Genomic DNA, 24,903 nt, shown 5'->3' with positions numbered 1-24,903 from the left:
GCAACTATCGTTGAGTAATCAACTATAGTGATGCATTAAGCATTCAAGAAAAACCCGAGCTTAGTCTCGGGTTTTTTTATGGATGAGAAAATAGAGATTAGAAGTTAGATATTAGAAGTTAGATATTAGAAGTTAGATATTAGAAGTCAGTTACCGAGCGGGGGTTACTTACTGGTGTGATTAAACATCAAAAAGTTTGCTTGAGGTTAACGTGGCTTTATTTTGTTCTCGCTACTCGCTACTCGCTACTCGCTACTCGCTACTCGCTTCTCGCTACTCGCTACTCGCTTCTCGCTTCTCGCTACTCGCTACTCGCTACTCGCTTCTCGCTACTCGCTACTCGCTTCTCGCTTCTCGCTTCTCGCTTCTCGCTTCTCGCTACTCGCTTCTCGCCTCTCGCTTCTCGCTTTTCGCTTTTCGCTTTTCGCTACTCGCTACTCGCTACTCGCCATTATTAACCACCTTAAAACAGTGCTTCTTTCTTTTGGCTATTAATCAGTTGTTTAATATTTTCGTCATTAAAAGTCACTTATTCAGTCATAAATACTTCCTACCATAAGCTCGCTAATTATCCATGTGCAGCTTAATTAGTCGCATACAATTCTTAAAATAACGTACTAACGGAACGTAACGATGAAAATTAATAAAATTGCCTCAGCAATTGGCTTTACGTTGGCATTGTCAGCGACGGCGAATGCCGGTGTGTTACCAGATAGTCAAAAACAAAATGAGTGGTACAGTGCCGCTGAAGCTAAATTAATCAAGAAAGAACAGGTAGCTCAGTCAGAACAGGCATTTAAAGCGAAGAATGTGATCTTATTTGTGGGTGATGGTATGGGGGTGTCGACACTTACTGCATCACGTATCATGGCAGGTCAAATGAGCGGTAAGTCTGGCGAAGAAGGTTTTTTAAGTTTTGAAGAGTTCCCTTACTCTGCGCAAATTAAGACTTACAACGTGGATGCACAAACTCCTGATTCAGCGGGGACGATGACGGCGATTATCTCAGGAGTTAAGACAGACGTTGGCGTGATTGGTGTTAATGAAAATATTGAGCGTGGCAAGTGTGCGACAGTTGCTGGCAATGAATTAATCACCGCGACTGAACTGGCTGAAATTAAAGGCCTAGCAACGGGGGTAATATCAACGGCACGAATCACACACGCGACACCTGCTGCAACTTATGCAAAATCGGCGGATCGTAACTGGGAAGACATTTCTGATATGCCGGCTGATGCCGTTGAAGCTGGTTGTGAAGATATTGCATCTCAACTTGTTAACTTTGAGAAGAATTTAGAAGCACGTTTTGTCGGTACTGACGTGGATGGTTTAGAGGTTGTGATGGGCGGTGGTCGTCGTCACTTTTTACCGAAAGATGCGGCATTCAATTCAGCTGATGCTATTAGTGAAGTCGAAGGGGACCGCACAGACAAGCGAGACCTAACTGCAGAATGGAAAACACTCTACCCAGAGGGTCAGTATGTCACGGATCAAGCTGGTTTCGATTCACTAAATGCAGATACAAAACGCGTGTTTGCACTATTTAATGAGTCACACATGCAGTATGAAGCAGACCGTAGTAACGATATTGCGGGCGAGCCTTCATTATCACAAATGACCTCTAAAGCTATCGACATTCTTAAAAATAATGATAAAGGATTTTTCTTAACGGTTGAGTCAGGACGTATTGACCATGCTCACCATGCGGGAAATGCTTACAACGCATTAAACGACACCGTTGAATTTGCAAAAGCAGTGCAAGCGGCTGTTGAAAACACTAACCCAGAAGAAACGCTTATTTTAGTCACCGCAGATCACAGTCATGTGTTTACCATTGCGGGTTACCCAAAACGCGGTAATCCAATACTGGGTCAAGTGGTTGCCGTTGGTAAAGAAGCGCCGACTCTAGCTGCAGACGGTATGCCGTATACAACAGTCGGGTATGCAAATGGTTTAGGCTTTCGTGATTTAGGCGATGAGACTGATGCTGATGCGTCATATAACGACGCTGCATTTGCTGGCCGTGTTGACTTAACGGGTGTTGATACAACGACCCCAGGTTACCACCAAGAAGCCACTGTGCCATTAAGTTCTGAGACGCATGCGGGCGAAGACATTTCATTGCATGCAAAAGGTCCAGGTGCGCAGTTAGCGCAAGGCGTTGTGGAGCAAAATGTAATTTTCCACATCATAAATCAAGCTCTAGAACTAATTGAAGAATAATGGCGATGACAATGAAAAAACTAAATTTAATTTCTCTTGCTGTAGTAGTGGCATTAGCGGGTTGTTCTGATGATGATGACAAAGGCCCAATTGAAACAATCACAGTTGAAAACACCTTAGCTGTCGGGTCTGAGCAGTGTGTAAATGGTGGTACAGAAACCGTATTGGGTGAAGATACAAACCGCAATGGTGAGCTAGACTCAGCAGAAATCACAGAGACAACGGTTGCGTGTAATGACCCAGCCACATCACTGACCGCACAGCAGCTTGCGCCACTGACGAGCAATGATTGGTTTAAGGCCGCAAAAGTTAAGATGGCGGCAAGCGAAGAGAGCATCGCTGCGGTTGCTAAAGAGTCAGGGAAAGCGAAAAACGTCATTCTATTTGTGGGTGATGGTATGGGGATTTCTACCGTGACAGCGGCACGCATTATGGCGGGTCAGCTTGAAGGCAAGCTGGGCGAAGAGCATCAACTGAGTTTTGAAGCGATGCCGTTTTCTGGTTTTGCAAAAACATACAACGTTGACGCACAAACGCCGGATTCTGCGGGTACGATGACAGCAATGGCATCTGGTGTTAAAACAGATGCAGGTGTTATCGGCGTTGATGAAGATATCGAACGTGGTAACTGTGCGACGGTTGCGGGTAATGAGCTGGTAACAGCAACAGAGCTTGCTGAAATGGCAGGCAAATCGACCGGGATTGTATCAACAGCGCGAATTACACACGCCACACCTGCCGCCACCTATGCAAAATCGGCTGACCGTAACTGGGAAGATGTATCTGATATGCCAGAAGTGGCTGTCGCTGCGGGATGTGAAGATATCGCCTCGCAACTCGTTAACTTCGAAGCAAACCTTGAAGCACGTTATGCGGGATTAGATGTTGATGGCTTAGAAGTCGTGTTGGGCGGTGGTCGTCGTCACTTCTTACCTAAAGATGCCGCGTTTAACTCTGCGGACGCTGTAAGCAGTGTTGAAGGTGACCGTACAGATGGTCGCGACCTAACTGCTGAGTGGAAAGCGAAATACCCAGCGGGTCAATATGTTATGGACCAAGCAAGTTTTAATGCTGTGAATGCAGACACAACTGAGCGTTTATTTGGTTTATTCAATGAATCACATATGCAGTATGAAGCCGATCGCGCTAACGATATTGCTGGTGAGCCTTCATTATCTGAAATGACCGCAAAAGCAATTGACGTGCTTGATAACAATGACAAAGGTTTCTTCTTAACCGTTGAAGCGGGTCGTATTGACCATGCTCACCATGCGGGCAATGCGTACAACGCATTAAGTGATACGGTTGAGCTTTCAAAGGCTGTTCAAGTTGCATTGGATAAAACCAGCATTGAAGATACTTTGATCATTGTTACGGCTGACCACAGCCATGTGTTCACGATTGCTGGTTATCCAAAACGTGGTAACCCAATTTTAGGTAAAGTCGTGCCTGTGGGGAGTGATGAGCCATCACTCGCAGCGGATAATATGCCATACACTACTGTAGGATACACTAATGGCGGTGGCTTTCGTGACTTAGGTGATGAAACCGATGCGGATGCGGGCTATAACTTTGCACCCGTGACTGGGCGTGTTGATCTCACCGATGTTGATACAACTACACCGGGTTTCCATCAAGAAGCGGTGGTACCGCTTAGCTCTGAAACACACGCAGCAGAAGATGTTGGTGTGTATGCAGTAGGCCCAGGAGCCCATTTAGTTACTGGTACGAATGAGCAAAGCCTTATTTTCCATGTGATGGATTATGCGGCTGACCTTGTGAAACAAGCTGATGCTAAATTAGCCCAATAAATGTTAGCAGAGAGCCCTTAGGGGCTCTCCTTACCTCGAATACAACACCTTTAAAAGAAAAGAGACTCCCGTGAAAGCTGCGATATTAATTGCTTCATTACTTAGCCCACTTGCTGTTGCAGGTCAGTGCGATACAAACACCGGTTATGCGAAAGCAAACTATACAGTCACAACCGATGCTGTTGCTAACAAACAGCACACAGACAACGCCTTTACGCTTTGGCGTACGCCTCATCAAGTGGCTAAGCAAAACCCACAATTTATCGAGTTGTGGCAACAGTTACGTAATCAGCAAATGCGACCAATCCGTTACTTTCAACACGCACAGCGTGGTATTGAATATCAGCCTTCTGAGGTTCAGGGCGAACAGGATTGGAGTGCCAAATATCAGTTGGTAAGTAATGCACTGCTCGAAAAAATGACTTTAAAAAACAGTGCAGGCGAAGGTTGTGAGCTGACTGAACATTATCAATACCAGCAAGCAGAGACAAAAATAGAGTTAACGTGGCTTGCTAATCAGCAGCTGGTTAAAGAAATGCGTATTTCATCGCCTTCTTATAGTCGCACAGTTGCTTTAACTATGGTTGAGCACAATAAAGACGCGGTAACAGCACAATTTGCCAAGTGGGATAACTTTCAAACGACAGATTATGCCGACATTGGTGACAATGAAAGCGACCCCTTTTTAGCCAAGATGATTAATTTAGGGTTTGTAGAGCATGGCGCGACTGGTTTTTATGATGCGCAAGGTAATCAATTGCAAAGTGAGCATCAGCACCATCATTAACATGCCTTGCTAAACGTTGCCGCTGAATGTATTAAAGCGGCACACCCTTACAGCACGTCTTTGGCTGTGCGATTTATCATTTAAAGTACACAGTTCAATAAGCACCAGCCCTTGGTTTTTTGTTATCAGTCCCAAGGTATAGGGTATACGCTAACGAAGGAGCAGACGAATGACAAAACATGTGGTTGTAACGGGTGCCAATAAAGGTATTGGTCTTAATTTCTGTAAGCACTATTTAGCACTAGGAAACCGTGTTACGGCGGTTGTTCGCACGCCAAGTGAAGAGCTCAAAGCGCTCGATGTGAAAATAATCAGTGATATTGATGTCGCAAATCCAGACGATGTAACAACACTTGCCAATCATCTTCATGGCGACAAAATAGATATTTTGATCAACAACGCGGGTATTTTTCATAACGAAACCCTCGATGAGATGGATTTTGCTGCAATTGAAAAGCAAATAAGTGTGAATGCCATCGCGCCTGTTCGTATTACTCACGCGTTATTACAAAACTTAGGGATTGATGCCAAAGTAGCGATGATTACATCACGAATGGGCTCAATCGCTGATAACGGCTCGGGAGGCTATATAGGCTATCGTATGTCAAAAGCCGCACTCAATGCTGCGGGAGTGAGTTTGGCTCATGAGCTTAAAGATAAGCAGATAGCCGTTGGGCTATTTCATCCCGGGTTTGTACAAACAGAGATGGTAAATTTTGCAGGTGATATCAGTCCAGAGACAGCCGCTGAACGTTTAATAAAGCGCATCGATGAGCTAAACCTTGATAATAGTGGTGGTTTTTGGCACTCAAATGGTGAAACTTTACCTTGGTAAAGAGTGAGAAAATAAGTCATTAACAGTAAAGCAGTTAGCAATAAAAAAGCGGTTAACTGCTGATAACTTTCGCTAATTTTTGCTCTTTTTGTTTGCTATACTTCTACAATGACAGCCATATTGATGTAGAGAACAGCACATGGAACTAGAGCAAAATAGCGATTTAACCCTTCCCCTTTTTTATTTCGATGAGCATCTCAATAGTCGTGACATTGAGTCGCCTGATTTACTTTTACACGTCACGTTAGATGAAAATCTCCTTACCCAGCTTTGCCAGAATCCTGCTGTTGATAGTAGTGTGGCTATTGCCTTAACGGATTATCGACTCGAAGCATTGGCTGAACAATATCAGTCACTGATAAAGGGTGAGCACCATGCTCAGCTAACCCTTGTTCGTGGGCCACTATTAAGTGCAATGCTCAGCGCTGAGGGCGACAGCAGTTTTGTATCGCCTCAAGTCGATATGATGCCAACCTTTGACTTAGGTGATGACCTAGAGGATAGCGAGGAAGAAGGATGAGAAAAACCTTCACGACACTATTTGGCTTAATCTTATTAAGTGGTTGCGCTTATTTAGGGGCAGCGCACTATGATGAGCTATTTGGTAAAGAGCAGCCTCAACAGCGTGTTGTTGCAGCATCAACCCCACAAGGTGCTGAGTTTTTGGCAGATGTAAAGCCAGTGCTTGATAGTCGCTGTGTGGTGTGTCATGGCTGTTATGATGCGCCGTGCCAATTGAAGTTATCCTCGGTTGAGGGCATCGACAGAGGCCTCAGTAAAGAACGTGTTTACGATGGAACGCGCTTACTGGCCCAAGAGCCTAGCCGATTGCTGTTTGACGCACTCGATACCACTGAGTGGCGAGAAAAAGGTTTTACACCGGTGCTTAATGAGCGTGTGCAAACTGAAGAGGCGAATCTGGCTGCCAGTGTCCTTTACAATGCGTTAGTGCTTAAACAAAGTAGCCCGCTTCCGACACAAGCGATCTTAGGTGATGAATTTGATTTTAGTCTCGATCGTGAGCAAACATGTACAACCATGAATGAGTTCGATGCGTTTGCAAAGGACAACCCGCACAGTGGGATGCCATATGGTTTGCCGGGTATTTCAAGTGAAGAATTTCAGCGTTTAGCAAAATGGTTAAAGCAAGGGGGCTATCTGGCACATATTGAGCCGCCAGAAAAAAACGTACTTAAACAAGTTGAGCGCTGGGAAGCGTTTTTAAACCAAGAGGGTTTAAAGCATCAACTTGCAGCTCGGTATATTTATGAGCACTGGTATTTAGCCCATATTTATTTCCCCGAACAGGGAGATAAACACAGCTACTTTAAACTCGTTCGCTCATCAACCCCACCGGGCCAAGACGTTAAAGTGATTAGTACGCGTCGTCCTTACGAAGATCCCAAGGTATCTCGGGTTTATTATCGTTTGATGCATGACCGTTCAACTATTTTGTCAAAAACACACCTGCCGCTTGCTCTTAATGATGAAAAACTTGCGCGTTTGCACGCTCAATTCATCGAAACAGAGTATCAGGTTGATAAGCTGCCAAGCTATAAACCGGATGTTGCTTCAAATCCATTTAAAGCATTTGCGGCCATCCCGGTAAATTCTCGTTATCAGTTTATGCTTGATGAAGCTGAACTGATCATTATGGGGTTTATTAAAGGCCCTGTATGTCGTGGTCAAATAGCCCTTAATGTTATTAACGATCAATTTTGGGTTGCCTTTGCAAAACCTGAAATGGCAGCAACCCCTAAGGTGGGTGAACTGTTATTACAGCATGAAGATGCACTGGCATTGCCCGCTGAAGAAGAAAGTAACGCACTGCCTATTTCAAGCTGGGTGAAATACTCAAAGAGTCAAAATAAGTATCTCTCTGCTAAAGTGGCTTTGGCCAACAAAATGTTCGCCAATGGCCAGCACTTAACCACCGATTTACTGTGGCGTGGCGATGGTCATAATCAAAATGCGGCACTCACCGTTTTTCGTCATTTTGATAGTGCAACCGTGGTTAAAGGCTGGATAGGCCAACAGCCTAAAACAGCATGGGTGCTTGATTATGCTTTGTTTGAGCGCATTCACTACTTGCTGGTGGCTGGCTTTGATGTGTATGGCAATATAGGCCATCAATTATTAACGCGTTTATACATGGACTTTTTACGCTTAGAGGGTGAGGGCAATTACTTAGCGTTACTACCAGAGAACAAACGAAAAGAAATCAAAGCCCAATGGTATCGTAAATCACCGCCAAGTCTCACGAGCTTTTTTGAAGATGAACTGTCCTTTAGTCAGCCATCGGGCATTGAATATAAAACCACAGACCCACAGGCGGAATTATTCAACATCCTTAAAGCAAAGTTAAAGCCTATATTGAGTACGCGTTATGATTACACGCAAGTACCAGAGCCTCTCTCGAAGATTAATGAGTTACCGGTAAAAGCGATTAACTTATTGCCACAAATTTCATTTGTGTTAGTGAAAGAGGGGGCGGATGCGCATAAGGCATACACCATTATTCACCATAATGCTCATTATAATATTTCGAGCTTATTGAACGAAGAAGGTCAGCGTGCCTATGATGAAGATACCGTGACGATTGTGCCTGGTTTTATTGGTGACTACCCCGAAGCGATTTGGTACTTACACAATACTGAGCAAGTTAATGCGTTCGCATCAGGCCTTGCTAAAGTCACTGATGAAGCAGCGTACAGAGACTTGAAAAGTGAGTTTTCCATTCGTCGAACGCACCCACAGTTTTGGCAATACAGTGATATTTTGCACCACGTTGCCAAGCAATATCGCGGTGTTGAGTTTGGGCTATTTGATTATAATCGGCTCGAAAATAGATAAAGTAATTGATAGTGTTAACCGATAGTTTAAAGCCCACCGAGAGTGGGCTTTATTGTGAAATGTGAACTACAATTATGCTTAAAAATAAATGAGTAATACATGTTGAAGCTAGTTAAGGATATCCGACAACGATATCGGTGGGGGTTATCAGCCATTGCTATTTTGATAACCATCTCTGCTGCCCTAATGCAGACTCTTTTTTATGTGCAAAAAGGGGATGCGAAGGTGATCAACATTGCCGGTAAGCAGCGGATGCTTTCACAAAAAATAGCGCTGCATGGAAATGCCTTGATCTATCAGGATTCAGAGCGTCTAAAAGAGCAACATCGTAGGTTGTTACAGCAGGCTGTAGAACAATTTGTGTCAGGACATCAGTTTTTACTTGAACAAGAAAATGGCGAATTTATTCATTTAAACTCTGCACTCGAAGCGCATTACTTTTCTCCTCCAAACCAACTTGATGCGCATGTTAAGCGCTACGTAAGTCAGGCTCAGCAGTTATTAAATAGTCGCACTAACTCCAGCAATATAGACAGTTCTATTTTTGTGAGCGAACAATTAGAGGCGCTGCTAACTAAGTTAGATCAAGCGGTAAAATTACTCGAGCAAGAATCGGTGTATAAAGTCACGATTATCTCGATACTTGAGGTGGTGTTTTGGCTTGCTGCTATTGTGCTGTTAATCATAGAGCTTATTTTTATTTTTAAACCAATGGAAAAGCTGATTGCAAATACTATTCAGAAATACCAACAACAAAAAGAGTATGCAGAGCGGGTTAATAAAAATAAAGAGCGGTTTATTGCGCGAACAAGTCATGAGTTCAGAACCCCCTTGCAAGGTCTTACCTCGTCGATAGAAGCGCTTGATATTAGCGATAATCAACAACTGACGAAGCAACAAGCCATATACTGCGTTAACCGTTTGGTTGCTATGCTCGATGAGCTACTCGATTTACAACAGCTATCATCAGGTGATTGGCAGCTAAAGCCACATTCAAGCAACTTACTAACCACCTTGAATCAAGCTATTGCGCCTTATAAGTACGCGTGTAACGATAAAAATATTACGCTCAGTGTGAATATGTCTGAGGCATTAGACAAAGACGTGGTGACCGATCACGCAAGGCTACAACAAGTGCTTTCTGAGCTTATCAATAATGCGGTTAAGTTCACCCCTAAACAAGGTCGAATTGCCGTGAATGCGATTTGCAAAGGTCACAAACAGGTAATTCTGGAAGTGCAAGATAATGGCACCGGTTTTGAGCATCCTCCTGCTGAGCTACTTGACTTTGAGCATGATAGCGAACAGCATTTTCAGGGCTTAAAAACAGGCCTTTTACGGGTTATGCATATTGTAAAAGCACTGAATGGCAAGATTGAGTTTCAAAACGTTCAGCCTCATGGGGTTAAAGTCGTTATTCATTTGGATCTCGAAAATGCCCCCAAATCTGAAATGCCAATGCAGTTACCAACAAACCTGCATTGCTTAATAGTTGAAGATAATCCTCTCAATGCCACAATTTTAGGGCGTATTATTAGTCAGTTTGACTTTAGTTATGACATTGCGAGTAATGGCTTAATTGCGACAAGTATGACAGCTGAAAAAAAATACGATGTGATATTTATGGATTTAAACATGCCAGTTATGGATGGTTTTAAGGCAACAGATATTATCCGCAATGAACAATCACTATTAACGCCGATACTTGCCGTAACAGCCAACACCTCGAATGAGGACTTGCAACGAATTTATGACTTAGGCGCCAATATGCATGTGTATAAGCCGATTTCAGTCGAGTCAGTGCAAAAAGCCCTCGGCGCATTATTCACAGAGGGCAAACAGGGATAAGTTGTTTAAAATGAAGAGTTAGTGTCTAACTTTTATGTCACCAACGCCGACTTCTACGTCAATGTTGTACTGACCGTTGCCTTGGTAACTTGACTGTGAGCTCACCACTTTACGGTGCGTGTTAGCCTCATTTTTTAAGCCACGAATTTTGGTATCACCAACACCTGACTCTAATTCAATGCGTTTGTAGTCATCAAGTGCACTATCGATCCGCACTGCACCGACACCCAGTTCAATCTCAACCGAATTGCTCAGTTCATTAATTTCAATGTCACCCACACCTAATTCAACATCAATCGCCATTGATTTTGGCATTTTAACTAACCAATTTTGTTGAATGTCATCGTTATCTAATTTCAAACTTAATAGATTAGCGCGTTGAGAGTGGTTCAGTTCGATGTCTGACAAGTCAATCTCTGAGCCAAACCAGCCTTTGTCATTTTTTGGCTCAATACGAATGGTGACGTGTACTTCGCTGCCGTCATAGCTTTGTACTTCTAAGCTGCCCACCGGAAAATCGATATCAAGCTGACTGGCATTATTAATCGCAAACGTGTGATTGAGTTCACGTGAATCTTTTGCCATTGCTTGTGAGGTTGTCAGTATTAAGCCCACTGCTGCTACACCCAGTAATTTTTTCATTGTATGTTCCTGTTAATGACCTTTTATACCTTAGTCGCAGCGGTGATTAAAAAAGGTTTAAACGGTTTTTAATTTTTTATTGAATGCGGTAACGTCGAACTAAACATAACGTGGAATGAGGGTTCAAAGTGCAACAAACGCAGTTGGTTAATGTTAAAGCCAGCCTAAAAGGGCAGGGCAATGATGTATATTGTGTAGACAATTTAAGCATGACAGTATCAGCATCGCAGCACTGGGTGTTACTAGGTGCAAATGGTGCTGGAAAGTCGGCAATAGCCGCTGTTATCGCTGGGTTTGCTACTATCGAACAAGGCCAGTACACAAATAGTTTTGAGCGCGTCGCGCTGGTATCGCCAGATAGACAAAAGCAATTACTTGCAGAAGAATTAAACAAAGATCAGGACGATATTATTGAAGGGGTGTCTTCATTCAGTCGTGTCAGCGATCTCATTTTAGCAGGTCGAAGTCCTCAACAAATCGACAATCAGCTGCTCAATCAGCTATTAGAGACCTTTGATTTTGAAAGTAAACTAAATAAAGCGTTTCGTGATTTATCGACCGGTGAAACACGTAAATTAATGCTGATCCAAGCGTTAATAGGTCAGCCTGAGCTATTGGTACTTGATGAGCCCTTTGATGGCTTAGATGTAGCAGCGATGACTGAATTGAACCATCAGTTAGCAAAGTTAAGTGAAACAACAACGATGGTTTTTGTGCTTAATCGCTTATCTGAGATTCCAGACTGTGTTGATCATTATGCGTTTATAAAAGGCGGTAAAGTTACTCATCAATTAGCGCAGCCAAGTGCTGAACAGCGAGATGATTTACTTAAACTATTGCATCTAACACACACCGATTTAGAGATACCAGAGGCTGATAGTGACCATCAAGCGCCACCGCTCATTGACCCTATCCTGGTTAAACTCACGAATGCGTCGGTCAGCTTTGGCGGAAAAGCTATTTTTGAAAAGCTTAATTGGCAAATTAATCAAGGCGAGCATTGGCAATTAACCGGCAAAAACGGTTCTGGTAAAACCTGCCTATTAAACCTCATTACTGGCGATAACCCACAGTGTTATAACAACGACATCAAGGTATTTGGTTATCAGCGGGGGAGTGGCGAAAGTATTTGGCAAATAAAGCAGCATATTGGTTATATTTCTAATGCGTTACACATGGACTACCGTGTGGGTACTTCGGCGTTGAATACGATTATTTCTGGTTTTTATGACAGTATTGGCCTTTATCAAAAAGCGAGTGATAAACAGCTGGCTATAGCTAAAAATTGGCTAGCACTACTTGGCTTAAGTGATAAACAAAACAGTTCATTTACTCAGTTGTCATTTGGTGATCAACGCTTGTTGTTGATTGCCCGCGCGATGGTTAAGCATCCTAACTTACTCATTCTCGATGAGCCATGTTTAGGGCTTGATGAGGCAAACAGACAGCGGGTTTTATTATTAATCGAAAAAATTTGCAGCGCAAAAACCAGTACCGTGATTTATGTTAATCACCATGCAAGCGATCACATTGCTGGAATAGCGCATTATTTAGAGATGGAAAATGACATAAAAAAAGCGCCTTAGGCGCTTTTTTGGACATGCAATTAATTTAAATGCGTGTCACCGTAAAGCCTTTATCGGCTAGCTGTTTAAGTAAACCGTGCTGCTCAGGCAAATGCAGTGCCCCGACTGCTATAAATAGCTTTTCTTTACCGATACGCTTAGATAATTGCTCAACCCAGTTGTTGTTGCGATCAATTAGCATCACTTGTTCACTGAGTTCACCATACTGTGAGTCATCAAAACTTTCGTTATAAAACTGAGTGAGTGTTTCCATATCACCCGACTTCCACGCGTTTATTAAACCAAAGAAATAGGTGTCGGCATCGGCGAGTTGCGCGAAAGTTTCTTCAATCATTTTATCATTCATGATTGCCAAGTGTTCAAACATTTCCATTTGTCGTTCTAGCGTTTCAAGCTCACCCACTGAAATTTCATGCTCTTTAGCGTAAGCAAGGACTTGCTTGTCAATTCCGTATTGGTCAGAAAACCCCACTTTTTGAAACTCCATTTGCATCATGGTTATCATGACGGCCCACGGTGCTAAGTTTTTAAACATAGCAATATCTATGGACTTATCTGCAAAGTATTTTTGCAGTTTGGCATAGTTAGCTTCAGAGAGTTCTGACTGTAATGTTTTGCCGTCTTTTAGCATCATAAAAGGCAATGAGCGACGTTGCATATCGACAGGAGATATCGCACTGATATCGACTTCAACGATGACTTTATCGGTCTTATCAAGTGCATTGGTTACTTTGCTTGGCAGTCCTTGCATACTTTTATCACCGACATGCACCGTGCCGAATAAATATGAGGCAATGCCGTTTTTCTCTACTTTCCAAAGTCCTGGTTCAGCAAATACTTGCTGACTAAAGCCCAGTAGTAGTAGAACAAAAAACAGGGCATTAATACGCTGTATGAATTTCATAACTTTCCTTTTCATGCTGTTGTTGTTTTCAATACTAAACTAATTTTCACAGAGAGGTTTAATAAAATGAGAACAACCCGAAAAAAATTACCTATGAAAGCTAAAAATTAATCAATCATTTAATTGGTTATAACGAGGTATGAAATTTCAATAGCTAGCTATATGTGAATTTTTAATCTTAAATATAGTTAATGTTAGATATTTATTTCTTTAATTTCGTTTTTTGTGATGTTTTTTGAATTGATTTTTATGTTGACTTGAAGGGCTGGGCGCGGTACTAATAGAAAAAGGCAGCGGGATGGCTAGATTTCCGCAACAAATGACACGAATTTGGTATCAGTAAATGCTTACAAATAAACTATCTCTAATCCTAATTAACGTCGTGGTGATTATTATTACCGCGGGGGCTACTTAGTGCTTAGAGAAAAGTGAAGCATTAAAAAAGCCCCCCGCACTTAACAGTCCGGGGGGCTTTTTGTTTTAACCGCAAAAAATACACAATGTCACTGAGGAATGAGGATTTAAGATGACAGGCGCAGAGTTAACAATCGATTTATTAGCCAAACATGGCGTAAAGGATGTCTTTGGTTACCCGGGTGGTGCCATCATGCCTATTTACGACGCTTTGTATGGCGCGCCAGTCAAACATTATTTGACCCGTCATGAACAAGGCGCTGGCTTTGCCGCTGTAGGTTTTGCACGTAGTACGGGTAAGTTGGGAGTGTGTTTTGCAACGTCAGGCCCGGGTGCGACCAACCTTATCACGGCATTGGCTGACGCGATGATGGATTCGGTGCCATTACTGGCGATAACGGGGCAAGTGCCTACCGCAGCGATTGGCTCAGATGCATTCCAAGAGATTGATGTACTCGGTATGTCGTTGTCTTGTACAAAGCACAGCTACATGGTTGAACACCCTGAAGATTTAGCTGAAATACTGCAAGAAGCCATCCACCTAGCGCAAACAGGGCGTCCGGGTCCTGTGTTAGTCGATATTCCTAAAGACATTCAAATGGCACAGGTGCCATTCCATCCTTGGTTAGCGGCAGAAGATACGTTGCCAAAACTTGACCCCAACCAAGTTGCCATTGCGAATCAAATATTAAGTGAAGCACAACGACCCGTTGCCTATGTGGGGGGCGGTGTACAAGCCGCAGATGCACAAAACGAGCTTATGCAGTTTTTAGAAAAAACCCACATGCCAGCGGTAACAACGTTAAAAGCGTTGGGGAGTGTGTTACCTGATTACGAGTACGACCTTGGCATGCTAGGTATGCACGGTGGCAAAGCGGCTAATTTAGCAGTACAAGAATGCGATGTTTTAGTGTGTATTGGTGCGCGCTTTGATGACCGAGTTACGGGCAACCTAAGTAAGTTTGCCGCAAAAGCTAAAGTTATTCATTTGGATATCGATGCAGCAGAAATCGGTAAACGAAAGCCTGTAAAAGCGTCTCTCGTCGCTGACTTAAAAACGTCTCTACCGCAACTCGATTGCTTTGTAACCCCAGATGAGTGGCTTTTACATATTGAAAGTATGATGAAAGAGCATGCGTGGCGTTATGACTACCCGGGTGAAAAAGTATTTGCGCCTTACCTGCTAAATCAACTGAGCCAAAAAATGCCGAAGACCGGTGTGGTGTGCTGTGATGTGGGCCAGCATCAAATGTGGGTTGCACAGCATATGAAGTTTTCGCACCCCAGCAATCATTTAAGCAGTGGCGGGGCGGGTACGATGGGCTTTGGTTTGCCTGCGGCAATAGGTGCACAAGTGGCACGCCCAAACGATTTTGTTATCACGGTCTCGGGTGATGGCTCAATCATGATGAACATTCAAGAGCTGGCGACAATTCGCCGTAATAATTTACCAGTAAAAATACTTATCTTAGATAACCAGCGTTTAGGCATGGTACGTCAATGGCAGCAGTTATTTTTCGAGGGGCGTTATTCTGAGACCAATCTTTCAGATAACCCTGATTTTGTTCAACTCGCTGCAGTGTTTGGTATCCCAGGTCAAACTGTGACAAGAGCGGATGAAGTTGACACGGCGATTGATGCACTTGTGAATAGTCAAGGTCCTTACATTTTACATGTCTGTATCGATGACAAAGAAAATGTATGGCCGCTTGTACCACCCGGTGCAGCCAATGATGAGATGATGACGGAGACAGTAAAATGAAACACACCCTAACGATTGCACTCAAAAATCAAAGTGTCGCTGTTGAGCGCTTTTTACGCGTTGCCCGTCATCGCGGTTTTGACCTAACAAAAATGAACTTAGAAATGGCAGAAGATGCATTCAGAGTGACTATGACTGTGGTTAGCGATAAACCCATTCATTTATTAACGTCGCAGTTAAATAAATTGGTCGATGTAAAGCATGTGACGCTTGAGAGTCAGCTGCAACAGCAAGCAATTTAATCACAGACAAATTCAACAGGTAACTAGAGCAGCACAGACTATGCTTTAGTAAGAAATAAATTAGGAATGAGGAAGTCAGTGGCACGCCACTGCAACAACAGAGGTAACTATGGCTAAATTACGAAGTGCAACAACAACAGAAGGTCGTAAACGCGCAGGCGCACGTGCATTGTGGCGTGCAACAGGAATGACAGATAAGGACTTCGGTAAGCCAATTATCGCTGTTGTGAATTCATACACGCAGTTTGTTCCAGGGCATGTTCATTTAAACCAACTCAGTGAGTTAATGGCCGAAACGATTACTGAAGCGGGTGGTGTGCCAAAAGAATTTAATACCATTGCGATTGATGATGGGATTGCGATGGGCCACGGCGGTATGCTGTATTCGCTACCTTCTCGCGATCTGATTGCTGACTCAGTAGAGTACATGGTTAACGCGCATTGTGCCGATGCGATGATCTGTATTTCTAACTGCGACAAAATCACCCCAGGTATGATGCTGGCTGCATTACGCTTAAATATTCCGGTTATCTTTGTGTCAGGTGGACCGATGGAAGCAGGTAAAACCCGCCTTGCTGATATCGACATTAAACTCGACTTAGTTGATGCCATGGTGAAAGGTGCCGATAGCTCAGTCAGCGACGAAGACTCAGACAAAGTAGAGCGCTCAGCGTGCCCAACGTGTGGTTCATGTTCGGGGATGTTTACGGCTAACTCAATGAACTGCTTATTAGAAGCAATTGGTCTGGCATTGCCTGGTAACGGCACAACACTTGCCACTCATAAAGACCGTAAACAGTTATATGTTGAAGCAGGCGCACGCATCGTTGATTTATGCCGTGAGTATTATCAAAAAGATAATGCCGACGTATTGCCACGTGCCATCGCCAATCGCACCGCTTTTATGAATGCAATGGTGGTGGATATTGCAATGGGTGGCTCATCAAACACGGTGTTACATTTATTAGCCGCAGCCCAAGAAGCGGGTGTCGATTTTGATATGTCGCATATTGATGAGCTTTCACGCAAAACGCCTTTTTTATGTAAAGTTGCACCTGCCACAAGCAAATATCACATTGAAGACGTGCACCGCGCTGGTGGCATGATGGCAATTATCCGTGAGCTAGGTAAAGCGGGTTTAGTTGATTTGTCTGTGGATCACGTTGCAGGGATGACGATGGCGGAGTTAGTTGAGAAGTGGAATGCCACAGATCCAAACAATGCCGTTGCACAAAAGTTCTATAAAGCAGGCCCAGCGGGTATCCGCACCACGAAGGCGATGAGCCAAGAATGTCGTTGGCCTGAACTGGATAACGATCGTGAAAATGGCTGTATTCGCAGTGTTGAAAATGCGTTTCGTCAAGATGGTGGCTTAGCGGTGCTGTCGGGAAATTTAGCGCTGGATGGTTGTATTGTTAAAAGTGCCGGTGTTGTTGAAGAAATGCTGCATTTTGAAGGCCCAGCAGTGGTTTACGAATCACAGGATGATTCAGTTGAAGGTATATTAAATGGTGAAGTAAAAGCGGGTGATGTTGTGGTGATCCGCTATGAAGGGCCAAAAGGGGGCCCAGGTATGCAAGAGATGTTGTACCCGACCAGCTACTTAAAATCGGTAGGTTTAGGTGAAAAATGTGCATTGATCACTGATGGCCGTTTTTCGGGTGGTACCTCTGGTTTATCGATTGGTCATGTCTCGCCTGAGGCTGCCAGCGGGGGAGCAATTGCGTATGTAGAGAACGGCGATAAAATTATTATTGATATCGCCACCCGCGAAATCACCTTAGCCCTGAGCGATGAAGAGCTTGAAGCACGTAAGCAAAAGCAATTAGCACGTGGTAAAGAGGCCTTTAAACCACGCGATCGTGAGCGTTATGTATCATCGGCACTAAAAGCGTATGCATTATTGGCAACCAGTGCAGACAAAGGGGCGGTCCGTGATTTAGCTAAGCTTGAGGAGTTAAGTTAATCATGGTTTCACAGGAGCTCGATTATTTTCGCGCTATCATCCAAGCAAATATGGAGCCGCTTGCAAAGGTTACTGAGGTCAGTGAAATGGCCGAACTTAGCGCAAGGCTCGGTAATCATGTGTGGTTGAAGCGTGAAGACCAACAACCCGTTTATTCGTTTAAATTGCGCGGTGCATTCCATAAGTTGAGTAAGTTGCCAAAGGGCTCTGATGTGGTCACTGCATCGGCTGGCAACCATGCTCAAGGCGTCGCGTTAAGTGCATCGTTTTTAGGGCACAAAGCGACAATTGTTATGCCGGTAACCACACCCGAAATTAAAGTGAGTGCAGTGCGCGCGCTAGGTGGTGAGGTTGTATTACATGGTCATCACTTTGATGCAGCAAAAGCCCACGCGTTAGCGCTAACAGAGCAGCGCAATGGCGTATTTGTGCCTCCTTTTGATGACCCCGATGTCATTATTGGTCAAGGCACAGTTGCGCGAGAACTGATGCAGCAGCTAAACGACCTTGATGCCGTTTTTATTCCTGTTGGCGGTGGTGGCTTGTTGGCGGGAATGGCTGTGTACATAAAATCATTGCGACCTGATATCAAAGTAATTGGTGTTGAAGCGGATGAAAGTGCGTGTTTAAAAGCAGCATTAGAGGCGGGGAAACCTGTGGAGCTTGACCGCGTTGGTAGTTTTGCTGATGGCGTAGCGGTAAAAATAATCGGCACCGAAACGTTCCGCTTAGCACAAAAGTTTTGTGATGAAGTTGTGACCGTGAGTGGCGATGAGATTTGTGCTGCTATGCAGGATATCTTTGTTTCTACCCGTGCAATTGCTGAGCCTTCAGGGGCCTTATCAACAGCGGGTTTGAAAAAATGGTGTCAGCAAAGCGGTGTAAAAGGCTTAAATGTTGCTGCTATTTTATCGGGCGCGAATTTAAATTTTGACCGTTTACGCTACGTTGCTGAGCGCACTGCGTTGGGTGAAAAGAACGAAGCATTACTCGCCGTCACCATCAAAGAAGAAAAAGGCAGCTTTAAGCAATTTTGTGCTTCGTTAGGTGGCCGAGCTATTACAGAGTTTAATTACCGTTATGCAGGACCGGGTGAAGCACAAATATTTGTGGGTATTGCACTTCGCCAAGGTCAGCAAGAGCTAGATGAATTAAAAGCGGTACTCACTGAAAATGGCTATATATTTTGTGACCTGTCAGATAACGAATTGGCTAAATTACACATTCGTTATATGGTGGGTGGAAAAGCCCCAGCGCAATTACATGAGCGATTATTACGTTTTGAATTTCCTGAATACCCAGGTGCATTAGCGCGATTTTTAGATACGTTAGGCAGTAACTGGAATATTACGTTATTCCATTATCGCAATCATGGTGGCTCTGTAGGTAATGTACTTGCTGCATTTGCTATCGAACCGAGTGATTACGACGTATTTAACGAGCATTTAAATCGTCTTGGTTATAATGTTCAGGATGAAACCAATAATCCATGTTTCACACAATTTTTAACGACTCAAGGTCAAAAGTTGAGTGAAGCTAAAGCTGCCAATCAATAAACTGGGCTCCATCGAGGAGCCTTGATTTTTTGCATATTTTTCCTATAGTTATTGCACGATTGTAAAGCAAGGATGATGCGTGCGAGGAATGCGTTATTACTTAGGGTTACTCTGTTTAATGCTAAGCATAAGTGCCAATGGCTCTGACAAGGTGACCTTGCAACTAAAATGGACTCATCAATTCCAGTTCGCTGGCTATTACATGGCAGCAAAAAAAGGCTTTTATAAAGACGCTGGACTTGATGTCACTATTTTACCCGCAGATCCTAACAACCCTAACACGTTTGATCAGGTGTTAAATGGTCAAGCCGACTTTGCTATTACGCATTCTGGTATTTTGCAACAACGTGTGCAAGGTGCCCCCGTTGTTGCCTTAGCGGCTATGCTGCAGTTCTCCCCCTATTGTTGGATGGTCAAAAATAACTCTGATATTTTCCAGCCGCGTGATTTTGCGGGTAAAAAACTCAGTAAAATTAGCTCACTTGAAAACGCAGAGTTGTTAGTCATGCTGCAAAGGGCGGGGCTTGATTATCAAAGTTTAATGGCTGCAAGCCAAAAAGGCGGAATAGAGCAGTGGTTAGCTGGCGAACTTGATGCCGTGCAAGTGTATGTAACTAATGAGCCGTATACTTTAACACTGCGTGGTGTTGGGCACCGATTAATTTGTCCACAAAAATTTGGCCTGAATGTGTATGGCGATATTTTATATACCTCGCAGGCTATGCTTAAAAATAAACCGGATATAGTTGAGCGTTTTTATCAAGCAAGTTTAAAGGGATGGCGTTATGCACTGCATAATATGAATGAGAGTATTAATGTCACTCAGCGTGATTATGCCCCGCACAAAAGTATGCAGGAACTTGCTTATGAAGCCGATGTACTCGCTAACTATATTCAGCCACCGGGCAGCAAGTTGGGGGGCATGTCGATGGCTAAATGGCGACTTATCGCTGACCTTTACAACATCGATCAAGACGAATTTGATCATGCATTTTCAGGGTTTATGTATGATCAACAGCAAAGCGAGGGCATAGAGTTATCTTGGATGCTTATTTTAGCGATAATATTGAGCATTGCATGTGTTCCTTTGTACATTGGTCTAATAAGCAATGGAAGGCGTTAAAGCTCTTAAAAACTGTTATACTCACTTTTATTTTTTGTCGTTTTTGTAGTTATGACACTTGCCCAGCACTTTGCTGCTTTAGATACACTGCTTTATTCAACTCGCCAATACTGGCAATGCACGGCATTTGACTTTGATGATATTCCATGGCCTGAATTAACGTCTTTATTATGGGCGATTGATGACAGCCAAGTGAGTGAACTTGATGCCGACCAGCATGCTTTATATCAATACTTTTGCGATGCTATAGACGGTGTTGATGAACTTAATGCCTTATGCGAACTGCCCACAACAAAGTTGCCAAGGAATGAGTTTCCATTTTGGATCAGTAATGGCATCAAAGGACGCAAGTTTGAGCAGTTACAAGATTTTGTTGCAGCGATCAGCCAAAATTCACAGCAACACCCTGTTTTAGAGTGGTGTGCAGGCAAAGGACACTTAGGGCGGATGCTGGCATTTAGTGGCGCACCCTCGGTACACAGTATTGAACTACAAGAGCACCTGTGTGAGCAGGGAGCTCATAGTGCTAAGCAGCAACAATTAGCCATGCAGTTTTCACAAGCGAATGTATTAACGGATAACACCGATGCATTTTTTAAAACAGAGCAACATGCCGTCGCTTTACATGCATGTGGTCGTTTACACCAAACATTTATGCAGCAGGCAAGTCGGGCCAAAACCCAGCAGATAAGCTTTTCACCCTGTTGTTATCACTTATTTACCGACGATGCCTACCAAGCAATGAGTGAGCACGCACAGCACAGTCAATTGACGCTAACCCATCGCGATTTAAAGCTGGCCTTGCAAGAAACCGTGACCGCACCAAGTCGGGTTGATAAAGTGAGAAAAACAGAAGTCGAGTGGCGACTTGGTTTTGATGCATTACGTAAATCAATTACCGGTGTTCAGCACTATGTGAGTGTGCCTTCCGTGAATAAAGCGGTATTTTCTGATTCTTTTAGGTCATTTTGTTTGTGGGCAGCTGATAAAAAGTCACTACATATACCAGATGATATTGATTACAATGCATTTTTAGAGATAGGTAAGCAGCGTAAAAGGGTCACAGAACGCATTGAACTCATCCGACATGTGTTCAGAAGAGCAATTGAAGTTTGGCTCGTGCTCGATCGTGCTTTATATTTGCAACAACAAGGCTATCAGGTATCAGTAAGTACGTTTTGTGAAAAACAGCTCACACCAAGGAATATCTTGATCCAAGCTAATTATTAAAAATCGTAAAGAGGCGCAATGAGAAAGTTAAAAAATTTATTCGAAAATAATAGACGTTGGGCTGCGCGTACGAGTGAAAGTGATCCTGAGTTTTTTAAAATTCTATCAATGCAACAAAATCCAGAGTACTTGTGGATTGGCTGTTCGGACTCACGTGTACCCGCTAATGAGATAGTTGATTTATTACCGGGTGAGTTATTTGTACACCGTAACGTTGCAAATGTGGTTGTGCATACTGACCATAACTGTTTATCAGTCATGCAGTACGCGGTTGAAGTACTTAAAGTTAAGCACATTATGGTCGTTGGACACTATGGCTGTGGGGGTGTTCAAGCGGTTTTAAATGAAGCACGCTTTGGCTTAATTGATAACTGGCTACGTCATGTTGGTGATGTAAAAGAAAAACACATCGAACAGTTAAACGCATTACCAGAAAAAGAACGTTTAAACAGCCTGATTGAACTCAATGTAATTGAGCAAGTACGTAACGTGTGTCGTACTAATATCGTGCAAGATGCGTGGGCGAAAGGCCAAGAACTTACGATTCATGGTTGGGTGTATGGTTTAGCAAATGGTCATTTAAATGATCTTGAATCCGTGGTGACCTGTGCTGAAGAAGCCACAGAGACATACGGTACTGCGGTAAAACGTGTTTTCGAACGTATTGCAGAGAAAAGTTAAGACTTAACTGGATAGAAAAAAGGTGAGCTAAGTAGCTCACCTTTTTTTATTGTTCGTCTTGTTTGCTAGCAAGTTGCTGTTCAAGTAAGGCAACCTTTTCTTCTAGCTCCGTGAGTTTTTCACGAGTTCGAATAAGTACTTGGCTTTGAATATCAAACTCATCACGGCTTACAAAGTCCATCTCAGCAAGTTTGTTTTGAATAGCTTGCTTCGTTTTACCTTCAATGGTGTCGGCAAGGTTTTTCACGCCTTGTGGCATGTTATCAGTGATTTGCTTTGCGATTTCTTCAAGTTTTGCTGGGTTGATCATCTTCGTCCCTTGAGTCACGTAAAAAAACAATCTTACCTTATTGGCTAGGCGTAGTGTAGTGATTACGGTAAAATTGCCGGTTCTGTCTTTGGATAATTTCTTAGGGGCTTATGAAACTCAACCCAAAACAAGATGAAGCGGTAAAGTATATCAGTGGACCGTGTTTGGTATTAGCCGGCGCAGGCTCAGGTAAAACGCGTGTAATTACCAACAAAATCGCTTACTTGGTGCAAAAGTGTGAGTATCAAGCACGTAACATAGCAGCCGTTACCTTTACTAATAAAGCGGCAAAAGAGATGCGCGAGCGTGTTGCACAAACGCTTGGTAAGCAAGAGTCTAAAGGGTTATGGGTTTCGACATTTCATACCTTAGGTCTTGAGATCATCAAAAAAGAATTAACCACATTAGGCTTTAAGCCAGGATTCTCATTGTTTGATGATCAAGATACCAACCAATTATTAACCGAGCTTACAGAAGACGAACTAAAAAAAGACAAAGACTTATTAAACCTGTTAAAAATGCAAATAGGCAGTTGGAAGAACGAGCTTATTTTACCCGAACGGGCGATTCGTGAAGCGCGTGAGCCACAAAAAGCACTGTTTGCCCAGTTGTATGCCCGCTATCAAAATCAATTACGTGCTTATAATGCCCTCGATTTTGATGATCTGATCATGATCCCCACCTTGCTACTGGGACAAAATGCGACGGCACGTGAGCGTTGGCAACAGCGTTTTCGTTATTTGCTGGTGGATGAGTATCAAGATACGAATACGAGCCAGTATCAATTGGTTAAGTTATTAGTGGGTGAACGTGCTCGCTTTACGGTGGTGGGAGATGATGACCAATCAATTTATTCGTGGCGTGGTGCTAAACCACAAAATCTGGTGTTATTGAGTAAAGACTTTCCGGGTTTGCGTTTAATTAAACTTGAACAAAACTACCGAAGTGCAGGGCGTATTCTTAAAGCAGCCAATATTCTTATTGCTAATAATCCGCATGAGTTTGATAAAAAACTGTTCAGTGAACTAGGTTATGGTGAACCGATTAAAGTCATTGGCTGTCGTGACGAAGAGCATGAATCTGAACGCGTTGTTGCAGAGATCATTTCGCATAAGTTCATGAAGCGGACCAGCTATAAAGATTACGCCATTTTATATCGGGGGAATCACCAAGCGCGCGTATTCGAAAAAGCGCTGATGAGTAACCGTATTCCATATAAAATTAGTGGCGGAATGTCGTTTTTCTCACGTTCAGAAATTAAAGATATCATGGCGTATTTACGCTTGTTGGTTAATCAAGACGACGACAATGCATTTTTACGTATCGTGAATACCCCACGACGAGAAATAGGTACCGTCACTCTCGAAAAATTAGGCACACTTGCCAACGAAAAGCACATTAGTTTATTTGCTGCCTGCTTTGAACCTGAACTTGCGCATCGTTTAAAAGGGCGGGGCTTTAATGCGTTAGCAGGGTTTGCTCGTTGGGTGGTTGAACTGTCTGATAATGCAGTGCGGGGTGACACGCTCGAAGCGGTAAAAGAGCTGGTCAGGCAAATTAATTACGAAGCGTATCTTTACGAGTCATCGCCTAGCGCAAAAGCCGCAGAAATGCGTATGAAGAATGTGTCGGAGTTATATCGTTGGATCACCGATATGCTGACCGGTGATGCCGATAACCCCCCGTTGAATTTAGCAGAAGTGGTGAGCAAGTTAACGCTGCGCGATATGCTTGAGCGCAATGAAGAAGAAGATGAATCTGATGCGGTACAGCTTTTGACTTTGCATGCCTCAAAAGGCTTGGAATACCCGTATGTATTTATGGTGGGAATGGAAGAAGGGTTATTACCTCATCAAGTGAGCATCGACGAAGATAACGTTGAAGAAGAACGTCGTCTTGCTTACGTAGGTATCACACGAGCCCAGCAAGAGTTGGTTATGACATACGCTAAGCTGCGCCGTCAGTTTGGTGAAACATCGGATACAGAGCTGAGTCGTTTTGTGCAGGAGTTACCACAGGATGATTTGGCCTTTGAAGCAAAGAAACCGCCTTCTTCTCAAGCAGAGCGAATGGAAAAAGGTCAAGCACGTGTTGCTAACTTGCGTGCCATGCTTAAAAAGTAACGCCGTT

General features: G+C 43.4%; 19 protein-coding genes. 16 read left to right on the top strand and 3 right to left on the bottom strand.

What is annotated here, in order from left to right; all coding sequences use genetic code 11:
• Positions 1-633: 633 nt before the first annotated feature.
• From ACSSVW_RS19195 to ACSSVW_RS19165, 7 genes are all read left to right on the top strand, one after another.
• Positions 634-2,223, top strand: a complete 1,590-nt coding sequence (locus ACSSVW_RS19195) for an alkaline phosphatase (protein WP_454179944.1) — start codon at positions 634-636, stop codon at positions 2,221-2,223.
• 11 nt (positions 2,224-2,234) lie between these two features.
• Entirely contained in the window at positions 2,235-4,034 is a 1,800-nt protein-coding gene (locus tag ACSSVW_RS19190) for an alkaline phosphatase (RefSeq protein WP_454179943.1), read from the top strand.
• 70 nt (positions 4,035-4,104) lie between these two features.
• The gene (locus tag ACSSVW_RS19185; RefSeq protein WP_454179941.1) at positions 4,105-4,821 is read left to right on the top strand and encodes a hypothetical protein; all 717 of its coding nucleotides are present in this window, start codon (positions 4,105-4,107) and stop codon (positions 4,819-4,821) included.
• Positions 4,822-4,990: 169 nt separating this feature from the next.
• Positions 4,991-5,656 carry an SDR family oxidoreductase gene (locus ACSSVW_RS19180; protein ID WP_074989869.1) on the top strand — a complete coding sequence of 222 codons (666 nt, stop codon included), beginning with the start codon at positions 4,991-4,993 and terminating at the stop codon, positions 5,654-5,656.
• Positions 5,657-5,795: 139 nt separating this feature from the next.
• Entirely contained in the window at positions 5,796-6,176 is a 381-nt protein-coding gene (locus ACSSVW_RS19175) for a hypothetical protein (protein ID WP_036971539.1), read from the top strand.
• Positions 6,173-8,509, top strand: a complete 2,337-nt coding sequence (locus ACSSVW_RS19170; protein WP_454179939.1) for a fatty acid cis/trans isomerase — start codon at positions 6,173-6,175, stop codon at positions 8,507-8,509. The genes ACSSVW_RS19175 and ACSSVW_RS19170 overlap by 4 nt, the downstream gene beginning before the upstream one ends.
• Positions 8,510-8,608: 99 nt before the next feature.
• The gene (locus tag ACSSVW_RS19165; protein ID WP_454179937.1) at positions 8,609-10,357 is read left to right on the top strand and encodes a response regulator; all 1,749 of its coding nucleotides are present in this window, start codon (positions 8,609-8,611) and stop codon (positions 10,355-10,357) included.
• Positions 10,358-10,375: 18 nt separating this feature from the next.
• Here ACSSVW_RS19165 and ACSSVW_RS19160 read toward each other — a convergent pair whose 3' ends face one another.
• Positions 10,376-10,999, bottom strand: a complete 624-nt coding sequence (locus tag ACSSVW_RS19160; protein ID WP_065978250.1) for a DUF4097 family beta strand repeat-containing protein — start codon at positions 10,997-10,999, stop codon at positions 10,376-10,378.
• 128 nt (positions 11,000-11,127) lie between these two features.
• Between ACSSVW_RS19160 and modF the strand changes: the two genes are divergently transcribed.
• On the top strand, positions 11,128-12,585 hold the full coding sequence (gene modF, locus ACSSVW_RS19155; RefSeq protein ID WP_454179936.1) for a molybdate ABC transporter ATP-binding protein ModF: 1,458 nt from the start codon (positions 11,128-11,130) through the stop codon (positions 12,583-12,585).
• Positions 12,586-12,610: 25 nt separating this feature from the next.
• On the opposite strand, the gene ACSSVW_RS19150 is transcribed toward modF, so the two are convergent.
• On the bottom strand, positions 12,611-13,489 hold the full coding sequence (locus ACSSVW_RS19150) for a TraB/GumN family protein (RefSeq protein ID WP_454179934.1): 879 nt from the start codon (positions 13,487-13,489) through the stop codon (positions 12,611-12,613).
• A 526-nt stretch (positions 13,490-14,015) separates the two neighbouring features.
• On the opposite strand from ACSSVW_RS19150, the gene ilvG reads away from it, so the two are divergent.
• The 7 genes from ilvG (at position 14,016) to can (ending at position 22,463) form a co-directional block, all read left to right on the top strand.
• On the top strand, positions 14,016-15,665 hold the full coding sequence (ilvG, locus tag ACSSVW_RS19145; protein ID WP_454179933.1) for an acetolactate synthase 2 catalytic subunit: 1,650 nt from the start codon (positions 14,016-14,018) through the stop codon (positions 15,663-15,665).
• Complete coding sequence (gene ilvM, locus ACSSVW_RS19140; RefSeq protein ID WP_036971521.1) at positions 15,662-15,907, top strand: acetolactate synthase 2 small subunit; 246 nt, start codon at positions 15,662-15,664, stop codon at positions 15,905-15,907. Before ilvG ends, ilvM begins: the two co-directional genes overlap by 4 nt.
• A 109-nt stretch (positions 15,908-16,016) precedes the next feature.
• A complete protein-coding gene (ilvD, locus tag ACSSVW_RS19135) occupies positions 16,017-17,873 on the top strand; it encodes a dihydroxy-acid dehydratase (RefSeq protein WP_036971518.1) in 1,857 nt (618 codons plus the stop codon).
• A gap of 2 nt (positions 17,874-17,875) precedes the next feature.
• A complete protein-coding gene (ilvA, locus tag ACSSVW_RS19130) occupies positions 17,876-19,429 on the top strand; it encodes a threonine ammonia-lyase, biosynthetic (protein ID WP_454179931.1) in 1,554 nt (517 codons plus the stop codon).
• An 88-nt stretch (positions 19,430-19,517) separates the two neighbouring features.
• On the top strand, positions 19,518-20,552 hold the full coding sequence (locus ACSSVW_RS19125) for an ABC transporter substrate-binding protein (protein ID WP_230236836.1): 1,035 nt from the start codon (positions 19,518-19,520) through the stop codon (positions 20,550-20,552).
• 51 nt (positions 20,553-20,603) lie between these two features.
• Positions 20,604-21,782 carry a methyltransferase gene (locus ACSSVW_RS19120; protein ID WP_036971512.1) on the top strand — a complete coding sequence of 393 codons (1,179 nt, stop codon included), beginning with the start codon at positions 20,604-20,606 and terminating at the stop codon, positions 21,780-21,782.
• 18 nt (positions 21,783-21,800) lie between these two features.
• Complete coding sequence (can, locus tag ACSSVW_RS19115) at positions 21,801-22,463, top strand: carbonate dehydratase (protein WP_036971509.1); 663 nt, start codon at positions 21,801-21,803, stop codon at positions 22,461-22,463.
• A 46-nt stretch (positions 22,464-22,509) separates the two neighbouring features.
• On the opposite strand, the gene ubiK is transcribed toward can, so the two are convergent.
• Complete coding sequence (gene ubiK / locus ACSSVW_RS19110; protein ID WP_036971505.1) at positions 22,510-22,773, bottom strand: ubiquinone biosynthesis accessory factor UbiK; 264 nt, start codon at positions 22,771-22,773, stop codon at positions 22,510-22,512.
• Between the two features lie 110 nt (positions 22,774-22,883).
• Between ubiK and rep the strand changes: the two genes are divergently transcribed.
• On the top strand, positions 22,884-24,896 hold the full coding sequence (rep, locus tag ACSSVW_RS19105; protein WP_036971502.1) for a DNA helicase Rep: 2,013 nt from the start codon (positions 22,884-22,886) through the stop codon (positions 24,894-24,896).
• The last annotated feature ends 7 nt before the right edge of the window (positions 24,897-24,903 follow it).

Source organism: Pseudoalteromonas sp. MBR-15 (assembly GCF_053628915.1).
Note: the sequence above shows the minus strand (reverse complement) of the source record. Positions and strands in the feature narration are given on the sequence as shown.

What these genes read in the sequence shown, in the direction of transcription:
- ACSSVW_RS19195 (WP_454179944.1), top strand. Translation starts at nt 634, where the DNA reads ATGAAAATTAATAAAATTGCCTCAGCAATTGGCTTTACGTTGGCATTG.
- ACSSVW_RS19190 (WP_454179943.1), top strand. Translation starts at nt 2,235, where the DNA reads ATGAAAAAACTAAATTTAATTTCTCTTGCTGTAGTAGTGGCATTAGCG.
- ACSSVW_RS19180 (WP_074989869.1), top strand. Translation starts at nt 4,991, where the DNA reads ATGACAAAACATGTGGTTGTAACGGGTGCCAATAAAGGTATTGGTCTT.
- ACSSVW_RS19175 (WP_036971539.1), top strand. Translation starts at nt 5,796, where the DNA reads ATGGAACTAGAGCAAAATAGCGATTTAACCCTTCCCCTTTTTTATTTC.
- ACSSVW_RS19170 (WP_454179939.1), top strand. Translation starts at nt 6,173, where the DNA reads ATGAGAAAAACCTTCACGACACTATTTGGCTTAATCTTATTAAGTGGT.
- ACSSVW_RS19165 (WP_454179937.1), top strand. Translation starts at nt 8,609, where the DNA reads ATGTTGAAGCTAGTTAAGGATATCCGACAACGATATCGGTGGGGGTTA.
- ACSSVW_RS19160 (WP_065978250.1), bottom strand. Translation starts at nt 10,999, where the DNA reads ATGAAAAAATTACTGGGTGTAGCAGCAGTGGGCTTAATACTGACAACC.
- ACSSVW_RS19150 (WP_454179934.1), bottom strand. Translation starts at nt 13,489, where the DNA reads ATGAAATTCATACAGCGTATTAATGCCCTGTTTTTTGTTCTACTACTA.
- ilvG (WP_454179933.1), top strand. Translation starts at nt 14,016, where the DNA reads ATGACAGGCGCAGAGTTAACAATCGATTTATTAGCCAAACATGGCGTA.
- ilvM (WP_036971521.1), top strand. Translation starts at nt 15,662, where the DNA reads ATGAAACACACCCTAACGATTGCACTCAAAAATCAAAGTGTCGCTGTT.
- ilvD (WP_036971518.1), top strand. Translation starts at nt 16,017, where the DNA reads ATGGCTAAATTACGAAGTGCAACAACAACAGAAGGTCGTAAACGCGCA.
- ilvA (WP_454179931.1), top strand. Translation starts at nt 17,876, where the DNA reads ATGGTTTCACAGGAGCTCGATTATTTTCGCGCTATCATCCAAGCAAAT.
- ACSSVW_RS19125 (WP_230236836.1), top strand. Translation starts at nt 19,518, where the DNA reads ATGCGTTATTACTTAGGGTTACTCTGTTTAATGCTAAGCATAAGTGCC.
- ACSSVW_RS19120 (WP_036971512.1), top strand. Translation starts at nt 20,604, where the DNA reads ATGACACTTGCCCAGCACTTTGCTGCTTTAGATACACTGCTTTATTCA.
- can (WP_036971509.1), top strand. Translation starts at nt 21,801, where the DNA reads ATGAGAAAGTTAAAAAATTTATTCGAAAATAATAGACGTTGGGCTGCG.
- ubiK (WP_036971505.1), bottom strand. Translation starts at nt 22,773, where the DNA reads ATGATCAACCCAGCAAAACTTGAAGAAATCGCAAAGCAAATCACTGAT.
- rep (WP_036971502.1), top strand. Translation starts at nt 22,884, where the DNA reads ATGAAACTCAACCCAAAACAAGATGAAGCGGTAAAGTATATCAGTGGA.